Here is a 7,798-nt window from a genome sequence, read left to right as displayed (position 1 = left end):
GGCGGCCGCCGATAAAGGTGTGATCGACAACATGCATTTTGTACAATGCGCGGCTCAGGATATTGCGCAGCATTTGGAAAGCCCGGTCGATCTGGTACTGTTTCATGCGGTGCTGGAGTGGGTGGCGGAGCCCCAGGAAATACTGCATACCCTGTGGTCGACGCTGCGTGCTGGCGGTGGACTGTCATTGATGTTCTACAATGCTAACGGCCTGTTGATGCACAATATGGTTGCCGGTAATTTTGATTACGTTCAACTGGGCATGCCAAAAAAGAAAAAACGCACGCTGTCGCCGGATTATCCGCGTGAACCACAGCAGGTTTATCACTGGCTGGAAGAGATTGGCTGGCAGATCGTCAGCAAAACCGGCGTGCGGGTGTTTCATGATTATCTGCGTGAAAAACGCCAACAGCATGACAGCTATGCGGCGCTGCTGGCGCTGGAGACGCGCTACTGTCGTCAGGAGCCGTATCTCAGCCTGGGCCGTTATATTCATGTCACCGCGCTTAAGAGCCAGGCTCATAGCCGCAGATGCAAGGATAAAGTATGAGTGAATTTTCCCAGACAGTCCCCGAACTGGTTGCCTGGGCCAGAAAAAATGATTTTTCAATCTCGCTACCGGTCGACAGACTCTCTTTTCTGCTGGCGATCGCCACTCTGAACGGTGAACGACTGGAAGGGGAAATGAGCGAGGGTGAACTGGTGGATGCGTTCCGCCACGTCAGTGATGCGTTTGAGCAGACCAGCGAAACCATCAGCCAGCGCGCCAATAACGCGATCAACGATTTGGTGCGCCAGCGTCTGCTGAACCGCTTTACCAGCGAAATTACCGAAGGCAATGCGATCTATCGCCTGACGCCGTTGGGGATTGGGATCACCGATTATTATATCCGTCAGCGCGAATTCTCGACGCTGCGTCTCTCGATGCACGATCGTTGCCGGCGAGCTGAAGCGCGCGGCGGACGCCGCGGAAGAGGGCGGTGATGAATTCCACTGGCATCGCAACGTTTTTGCGCCGCTGAAGTATTCCGTAGCGGAAATTTTCGACAGCATCGACCTGACGCAGCGCATTATGGATGAGCAGCAGCAGCTGGTGAAAGACGATATCGCGCAGTTGTTGAATAAAGACTGGCGCGCGGCGATTTCCAGCTGTGAACTGCTGCTGTCGGAAACCTCCGGCACCCTGCGCGAACTGCAGGATACGCTGGATGCGGCAGGGGATAAGCTGCAGGCGAACCTGCTGCGCATTCAGGACTCGACCATGGCGCGCGACGATCTCCATTTTGTCGATCGGCTGGTGTTCGATCTGCAAAGCAAGCTCGACCGCATCGTCAGCTGGGGTCAGCAGGCGATTGACCTGTGGATCGGCTACGACCGCCATGTGCACAAGTTTATCCGTACCGCTATCGATATGGATAAGAACCGCGTCTTCGCCCAGCGTCTGCGCCAGTCGGTACAGACCTATTTTGATGAACCGTGGGCGCTAACTTACGCCAACGCCGACCGCCTGCTGGATATGCGCGATGAAGAGATGGCCCTGCGCGATGAAGAGGTCACCGGCGAGCTGCCGGCGGACCTCGAATTTGAAGAGTTTAACGAAATTCGCGAGCAGCTGGCGGCGCTGATCGAAGCGCAGCTGGCGGTCTATAAAGAGAAAGGAATACCGCTGGATCTCGGCCTGGTGGCGCGGGAGTTCCTGGCGCAGTATCCGCGCGGGCGTCACTTCGACGTGGCGCGGATCGTCGTGGATCAGGCGGTACAGCTGGGCGTCGCCCAGGCAGATTTCACCGGACTGCCGGCAAAATGGCAGCCGATTAATGATTACGGAGCCAAGGTACAGGCGCATGTCATTGACAAATATTGAACAAGTGATGCCGGTTAAGCTGGCGCAGGCGTTGGCCAATCCGTTATTTCCGGCGCTGGACAGCGCCCTGCGCGCGGGCCGTCATATCGGTCTCGACGAGCTGGATAATCACGCATTTTTGATGGATTTTCAGGATTACCTGGAAGAGTTTTACGCTCGCTATAACGTCGAGCTGATCCGCGCGCCGGAGGGATTCTTCTACCTGCGCCCGCGGTCCACCACGCTGATTTCGCGCTCGGTACTGTCCGAGCTGGATATGATGGTGGGCAAAATTCTTTGCTATCTCTATCTCAGCCCGGAGCGCCTGGCGAACGAAGGGATTTTTACCCAGCAGGAGCTCTATGACGAGCTGCTGACCCTGGCCGATGAATCCAGGCTGCTGAAGCTGGTGAACAACCGTTCCACCGGTTCGGATCTGGACCGCCAGAAGCTGCAGGAAAAAATGCGGGCCTCGCTTAACCGCTTACGCCGTCTGGGGATGGTGTGGTTTATGGGCCACGATAGCAGCAAGTTTCGCATTACCGAATCGGTATTCCGCTTTGGCGCCGATGTGCGCGCCGGCGACGACCCGCGCGAAGCGCAGCGCCGTCTGATCCGCGACGGGGAAGCGATGGCCCTGGAAAATCACCTGCAGCTCAATGATGAGAATGAAGAAAACCAGCCGGATAGCGGGGAGGAAGAGTAATGATTGAACGCGGTAAGTTTCGCTCGCTAACGCTGGTTAACTGGAACGGCTTCTTTGCCCGGACCTTTGATCTTGATGAACTGGTGACCACTCTCTCCGGGGGGAACGGCGCGGGTAAGTCCACGACCATGGCGGCCTTCGTCACGGCGCTGATCCCGGATTTAACCCTGCTGCACTTCCGTAACACCACCGAAGCGGGGGCCACCAGCGGCTCACGCGATAAAGGCCTGCACGGTAAGCTGCGCGCCGGGGTGTGTTACTCGGTACTCGATGTGATCAACTCCCGCCACCAGCGCGTGGTGGTCGGCGTGCGCCTGCAGCAGGTCGCCGGGCGCGATCGTAAAGTCGATATTAAACCTTTCGCCATTCAGGGACTGCCGACCTCTATCCTGCCGACCCAGCTGTTGACCGAAACGCTGAACGATCGCCAGGCGCGCGTCGTGAGCCTCAACGAGCTGAAAGATAAACTCGAGGCGATGGAAGGGGTCCAGTTTAAACAGTTCAACTCGATCACCGAATATCACTCGCTAATGTTCGATCTGGGCGTGGTGGCGCGTCGCCTGCGTTCCGCCTCCGATCGTAGCAAGTACTACCGCCTGATTGAGGCCTCGCTGTACGGCGGGATCTCCAGCACCATTACCCGCTCGCTGCGCGACTACCTGCTGCCGGAAAACAGCGGCGTGCGTAAAGCGTTCCAGGATATGGAAGCGGCGCTGCGGGAAAACCGCATGACGCTGGAAGCCATTCGCGTTACCCAGTCCGACCGCGATCTGTTTAAACACCTGATCAGCGAAGCCACCAACTACGTGGCGGCGGACTATATGCGTCACGCCAACGAGAGGCGCATTCACCTGGATAAGGCGCTGGAGTATCGCCGCGATCTCTTCACCTCGCGTTCGCAGCTGGCGGCTGAGCAGTATAAGCACGTCGACATGGCGCGCGAACTGCAGGAGCATAACGGCGCGGAGGGCGATCTGGAAGCCGATTACCAGGCCGCCAGCGATCACCTGAACCTGGTGCAGACTGCGCTGCGTCAGCAGGAAAAAATCGAGCGCTACGAAGCGGATCTCGACGAGCTGCAGATCCGTCTGGAAGAGCAGAATGAAGTGGTGGCGGAAGCCGTCGATCGTCAGGAAGAGAACGAAGCCCGCGCTGAGGCCGCCGAGCTGGAAGTGGATGAGCTGAAAAGCCAACTCGCCGACTATCAGCAGGCGCTCGATGTGCAGCAGACCCGCGCCATTCAGTATAACCAGGCGCTGCAGGCGCTGGAGCGCGCGAAGGCGCTGTGCCATCTGCCGGATCTGACCCCGGAGAGCGCCGACGAGTGGCTGGAAACCTTCCAGGCGAAAGAGCAGGAAGCGACGGAGAAAATGCTGTCGCTGGAACAGAAAATGAGCGTGGCGCAAACCGCGCACAGCCAGTTTGAACAGGCTTACCAGTTGGTGGCGGCGATTAACGGCCCGCTGGCGCGCAATGAAGCCTGGGACGTGGCGCGCGAATTGCTGCGCGACGGCGTGAACCAGCGCCACCAGGCCGAGCAGGCGCAGGGGCTGCGCAGCCGCCTCAACGAGCTTGAACAGCGCCTGCGCGAGCAGCAGGACGCTGAGCGTCAGCTGGCCGAGTTCTGCAAACGCCAGGGTAAACGCTACGATATCGACGATCTGGAAACGCTGCATCAGGAGCTGGAAGCGCGCATCGCGTCGCTGGCCGACAGCGTCTCCAATGCTCAGGAGCAGCGCATGGCGCTGCGTCAGGAGCTGGAGCAACTGCAGTCGCGTACCCAGACGCTGATGCGTCGGGCGCCGGTCTGGCTGGCGGCGCAGAACAGCCTTAACCAGCTGTGCGAGCAAAGCGGCGAGCAGTTTGCGTCCGGCCAGGAGGTCACCGAATACCTGCAGCAGCTGCTGGAGCGTGAACGAGAGGCTATCGTTGAACGTGACGAGGTCGGCGCCCGCAAGCGCGCCATCGACGAAGAAATCGAGCGTCTTAGCCAGCCGGGCGGTTCGGAAGATCCGCGCCTCAACGCCCTGGCGGAACGGTTCGGCGGCGTTCTGCTGTCCGAGATCTACGATGATGTTAGCCTGGACGATGCGCCGTACTTCTCCGCGCTGTACGGTCCGTCGCGCCATGCGATCGTGGTTCCGGATCTGTCGCGGGTAGCCGAGCAGCTTGAGGGGCTGGAAGATTGCCCGGAAGATCTCTATCTGATCGAAGGCGATCCGCAATCCTTTGACGACAGCGTATTCAGCGTCGACGAGCTGGAAAAAGCGGTGGTGGTGAAGATTGCCGATCGCCAGTGGCGTTATTCGCGCTTCCCGTCGCTGCCGCTGTTTGGCCGCGCGGCACGTGAAAACCGCATTGAAACCCTGCATGCCGAGCGTGAATCGCTGTCAGAGCGTTTTGCGACCCTGTCGTTCGATGTGCAGAAAACCCAGCGCCTGCACCAGGCCTTCAGCCGCTTTATCGGCAGCCATCTGGCGGTGGCTTTCGAGGACGATCCGGAAGAAGAGATCCGCAAACTCAACAGCCGCCGCGGCGAGCTGGAACGTGCGCTGAGCGCCCATGAAAGCGATAACCAACAGAACCGTGTGCAGTACGAGCAGGCGAAAGAGGGCGTGTCGGCGCTCAACCGCCTGCTGCCGCGCCTGAACCTGCTGGCGGATGATACGCTGGCCGACCGCGTGGACGAGATCCAGGAACGTCTGGACGAAGCGCAGGAGGCCGCGCGCTTTATTCAGCAGCACGGTAACCAGCTGGCGAAGCTGGAGCCTATTGTTTCGGTGCTGCAGAGCGATCCGGAGCAGTTTGAGCAGCTGAAAGAAGATTACGCCTATGCGCAGCAAACCCAGCGCGATGCGCGTCAGCAGGCTTTTGCCCTGGCGGAAGTTGTGCAGCGCAGGGCCCACTTCAGCTACTCCGATTCGGCGGAAATGCTCAGCGGCAACAGCGATCTCAACGAGAAGCTGCGCCAGCGTCTGGAGCAGGCGGAGTCCGAACGCAGCCGCGCGCGCGACGCGATGCGTGCCCATGCGGCGCAGCTTAGTCAGTACAATCAGGTGCTGGCCTCGCTGAAGAGCTCGTATGACACCAAGAAAGAGCTGCTCAACGATCTGTATAAAGAGTTGCAGGACATTGGCGTGCGCGCCGACGCCGGCGCGGAAGAGCGTGCTCGCGCGCGTCGCGATGAACTGCACATGCAGCTGAGCAATAACCGCTCCCGACGCAATCAGCTGGAGAAAGCGTTGACCTTCTGCGAAGCGGAAATGGACAACCTGACCCGTAAACTGCGCAAGCTGGAGCGCGATTACTGCGAAATGCGCGAGCAGGTGGTGACCGCCAAGGCGGGCTGGTGCGCGGTGATGCGTTTGGTGAAAGACAACGGCGTCGAACGTCGTCTGCATCGCCGCGAGCTGGCCTATCTCTCCGCCGATGAGCTGCGCTCAATGTCGGATAAGGCGCTGGGGGCGCTGCGTCTGGCGGTCGCCGATAACGAACATCTGCGTGACGTGCTGCGTATCTCGGAAGATCCGAAGCGTCCGGAGCGCAAAATTCAGTTCTTCGTTGCCGTATACCAGCATCTGCGCGAGCGTATTCGTCAGGATATTATTCGCACCGATGATCCGGTGGAAGCGATCGAGCAGATGGAGATCGAGCTCAGCCGCCTGACCGAAGAGCTGACCAACCGTGAACAGAAGCTGGCGATCAGTTCCCGCAGCGTGGCCAACATTATTCGCAAAACCATTCAGCGCGAGCAGAACCGTATCCGGATGCTCAACCAGGGTCTGCAGAGCGTCTCCTTCGGCCAGGTCAACAGCGTGCGTCTGAACGTCAATGTGCGTGAGACCCACTCGATGCTGCTCGACGTGCTCTCCGAGCAGCATGAGCAGCACCAGGATCTGTTTAACAGCAATCGTCTGACCTTCTCTGAGGCGCTGGCCAAGCTCTATCAGCGTCTCAACCCACAGATCGACATGGGGCAGCGCACGCCGCAAACCATCGGTGAAGAGCTGCTCGACTACCGCAACTATCTGGAGATGGAAGTGGAAGTTAACCGCGGCTCCGACGGCTGGCTGCGCGCGGAGTCCGGCGCGCTGTCTACCGGGGAAGCTATCGGTACCGGGATGTCGATTCTGGTGATGGTGGTGCAGAGTTGGGAAGATGAATCCCGTCGCCTGCGCGGCAAGGATATCTCGCCTTGCCGTCTGCTGTTCCTCGATGAAGCGGCGCGTCTTGACGCCCGCTCCATCGCCACCCTGTTCGAGCTGTGCGAACGTCTGGAGATGCAGCTGATTATCGCAGCGCCGGAGAACATCAGTCCGGAAAAAGGCACTACCTATAAACTGGTGCGTAAGGTGTTCAATAATCACGAACATGTGCACGTCGTGGGGCTGCGCGGGTTTGCCGCGCCGCTGCCGGAAGCGCTGCCGGGAACGGCCGACGCCTCCTGACGATGCAGCTCACTACTGGCGGGTAAGCGCTGAAAAGGGCAACGTTAAGTTGCCCTTTTTGCTATCCAGCTTGCTATGCCAGGGTGGTATAATCTTTAAGCTTCTTTACATTAGGTAAGGCAAAAGCCTTTTCGTCTTTATATACTGTGTTAAAGCCCACGAATTTGTGGGCGGCAATGTGTGACAACAGGGGGCAAGGGATGTTGCTTAAGAAACGGTATGGTCGTCCATTGTCAGCGCTCAGTCTGAGCCTGGCAATGGCATTTGCTCCGCTGTTCAATGTCCAGGCCGCAGAGCCTGAAGTCGTACCAGGTGATAGCTCCGCTACGCCTGGAGAGCTTTCCGTCGCGCTGTCGCAAAGCGACGGGCAATCGCCGGCGGTCGCGAAGCTGGCCGGTGAGCAGCCGCTGTCGATGGAAGCCGCGGCGAACAGTCGCGCCCAGATCGAAGCGCTATTGCCGGCTGGCTACAAACCCGTCTTTATGAATCCGCTGGTCTCGCTATACGCCGCCAGGGATATGAAACCGATGTGGGAAAACCGCGAGGCGGTGCAGGCGTTCCAGCAGCAGCTGGCGGAGATCGCCATCGCCGGTTTTCAGCCGCAGTTTACCACCTGGGTCAGTCTGCTGACCGATCCTGCCGTCAGCGGTATGGCGCGCGATGTGGTGTTGTCTGATGCCATGATGGGCTATCTGCACTTTATCAGCGGCATCCCCACCCAGGGGACCCGCTGGTTATATAGCTCGACACCGTACAAGATGGCGACCCCGCCGCTGTCGGTGATTAACCAGTGGCAGCTGG

Annotated in this window: 3 protein-coding genes and 2 pseudogenes; all 5 read left to right on the top strand. The window is 59.2% G+C overall.

Annotated features, from left to right (window positions below; translation table 11 throughout):
* Positions 1–550, top strand: a 550-nt coding sequence (locus HMPREF9538_RS02735) for a methyltransferase domain-containing protein (RefSeq protein WP_009486268.1), incomplete at its 5' end; no start/stop codon positions are given.
* Positions 547–1,864 (top strand): annotated as a pseudogene (gene mukF, locus HMPREF9538_RS0128470) (chromosome partition protein MukF). The gene HMPREF9538_RS02735 and the pseudogene mukF, both read left to right, overlap by 4 nt.
* Positions 1,845–2,549 carry a chromosome partition protein MukE gene (gene mukE / locus HMPREF9538_RS02740; RefSeq protein ID WP_004150840.1) on the top strand — a complete coding sequence of 235 codons (705 nt, stop codon included), beginning with the start codon at positions 1,845–1,847 and terminating at the stop codon, positions 2,547–2,549. The pseudogene mukF and the gene mukE overlap by 20 nt, the downstream one beginning before the upstream one ends.
* Complete coding sequence (gene mukB, locus HMPREF9538_RS02745; RefSeq protein WP_004176682.1) at positions 2,549–6,997, top strand: chromosome partition protein MukB; 4,449 nt, start codon at positions 2,549–2,551, stop codon at positions 6,995–6,997. The genes mukE and mukB overlap by 1 nt, the downstream gene beginning before the upstream one ends.
* Before the next feature lie 200 nt (positions 6,998–7,197).
* Positions 7,198–7,798: pseudogene (locus HMPREF9538_RS30640) on the top strand (L,D-transpeptidase); the annotation flags it as partial.

It is taken from the genome of Klebsiella sp. MS 92-3, assembly GCF_000195655.1.
Classification (GTDB): domain Bacteria; phylum Pseudomonadota; class Gammaproteobacteria; order Enterobacterales; family Enterobacteriaceae; genus Klebsiella; species Klebsiella pneumoniae.
The sequence above is the reverse complement of the archived record's forward strand: the minus strand, read 5'-3'. Positions and strand labels throughout refer to the sequence as shown.